This is a genomic window from Teichococcus aerofrigidensis, from assembly GCF_054073225.1.
Window position 1 is genome coordinate 1 of record NZ_JBSXMU010000234.1, and the last position, 2038, is coordinate 2038.

Consider the following 2038-nt stretch of genomic DNA (forward strand, 5'->3'; position numbering starts at 1 on the left):
GTCCCGCGCGACCCGCTGGTCGCCGCCACCCGCCCGGCGCCGCGCCCCGCCCTGCTGCGGACCGCCGCCCATGTCTCCGCCGCCCGCGCCGTCGCCGCACCCGGCAATGCCGCGCCGGGCGGCTCCTCGCTCGGCATGGTCGGCGGCAGCAGCCTGGCTCCGCCGGTGCCGATGGCCGCGCCGGTCCCCGTTCGCCCCGGCACCTGGCAGTAGGCCGCCATGATGCCCATCCAGCCGCCCTCGCCCGATTCTCCGCCGCTGCGCCGCCCGGTCCTGTCCGCCACCGGCGACGGGCCGGCGCCGCATGAGGAGTCGCTGCCCGGCGTGACCGTGCGCGTCACCGGCCCGGACCTGCAGCGCCGGGCCCAGCTGGAGCGGAGTCGCGGGCGGCTGGTGGTGGCGGCGCTGGGCTTCGGCGCGCTCTTCCTCGCGGTGGCGATGAAGGCCACCTGGTCCACCGTGATCGCCCCGGCCGAGCCGAAGCGGCTGAACGCCGCCGTGCGCGCCCTGCAGCCGCCCTCGCTGCATGTCGCGAGCCGCGCGCCGATCACCGACCGCAACGGCGAGATGCTGGCCATCTCCCTCCCCGTCACGGCGCTGATCGCCAATCCGCGCGTCATCCACAATCCGACCGAAGTGGCCGACCGCCTGCGCACGGTGATGCCGCAGCTGGAACGCGAGCGCCTGATCGAGCGGCTCTCCGGCGACCGCGGCTTCGTCTACATCTCCCGCGCCCTGACCCCGCGCGAGCAGCAGGGCGTCATCAACCTCGGCATCGCCGGGCTCGACTTCGAGGAGGCGGAGCGCCGCTACTATCCGCAGGGCCGCGCCGCCGTGCACGTGCTCGGCAATGTCGATGTCGATGGCAAGGGCGTCTCCGGCATCGAGCGGCGCTTCGACGAGCGCCTCTCCACCGACCGCGAGACGCCGCTGCGGCTGTCGATCGACGTGCGCGTGCAGCTCGCGCTGCGCGACGCGGTGAGCAAGGCCATCGCCGACTTCAACGGCATCGGCGGCGCGGGGGTGGTGCTCGACATCAACACCGGCGAGGTGATCTCGATGGTCAGCCTGCCGGACTACGATGCCGGCGACATCGGCGGCGCGACGCCCGACGAGCGTTTCAACCGCGTCACCGTCGGCGTCTACGAGCCGGGCTCGACCTTCAAGCTGCTGACCGCCGCCGCCGCCCTCGAATACGGCACCGCCAACGTCAACACCTCGAGCTTCGACGCCTCGCGCCCGATCCGCTTCGGCCGCTTCACCATCAGTGACTACAAGGGCAAGAACCGCTGGATCACCTTCCCTGAGGTCCTGGCCTATTCGTCCAACCTCGGCGCCGCGCACATGGCGCAGACCTTCGGTCCGCAGCGCCAGCGCGAGTTCATGAAGGCCGCCGGCATGCTGGCGCGGCAGCAGATCGAGCTGCCCGAGGCCGCGCTGCCGCTCGCCCCGCCGGCCAACAGCTGGCGCGACATCAACATGTTCACCATCGCCTTCGGCCACGGCATCAGCGTGACGCCGCTGCATGTGGTGACCGGTGTCTCGGCGATCGCCAATGGCGGCATCCTGCGCCAGCCGACGCTGCTGGCGCAGCCGCCTGGCGCGCAGCGCGAGGGCGTGCGGCTGATCGGCGAGCGCACCAGCGAGACGATGCGCCGGCTGATGCGCCTGGTCGTCACCGACGGCTCGGGCAAGAACGCCGATGTCGCGGGCTATTTCGTCGGCGGCAAGACGGGCACGGCGCAGAAGACCGGCCCGCGCGGCGGCTACCTGATGAACAAGCGCATCGCCGCCTTCGTCGGCGCCTTCCCGATGAACGCGCCGCGCTACGCGCTCTATGTCATGGTCGACGAGCCGAAGCCGAACGCCAAGAGCTACGGCTACGCCACCGCCGGCTGGGTGGCGGCGCCGGCGGCGGGCTCGGTGATCGCGCGCATCGCGCCGATCCTCGGCCTGGTGCCCGAGGATCCGGGCAATCCCCAGATCGTCGCCGCCACCTCCATCCCGCTGCAGCCGGGTCGGCCGCGCGCCTCGGCGG

The 2038-nt window shown here is 72.9% G+C and carries 1 protein-coding gene and 1 pseudogene; both read left to right on the forward strand.

Annotated features, from left to right (window positions below; translation table 11 throughout):
• Window positions 1-213: pseudogene (locus ACVMLK_RS20845) on the forward strand (hypothetical protein); the annotation flags it as partial.
• Between the two features lie 6 nt (window positions 214-219).
• Window positions 220-2038 (forward strand): peptidoglycan D,D-transpeptidase FtsI family protein (locus ACVMLK_RS20850; RefSeq protein ID WP_457487515.1); only part of this gene is annotated, 1819 nt, incomplete at its 3' end.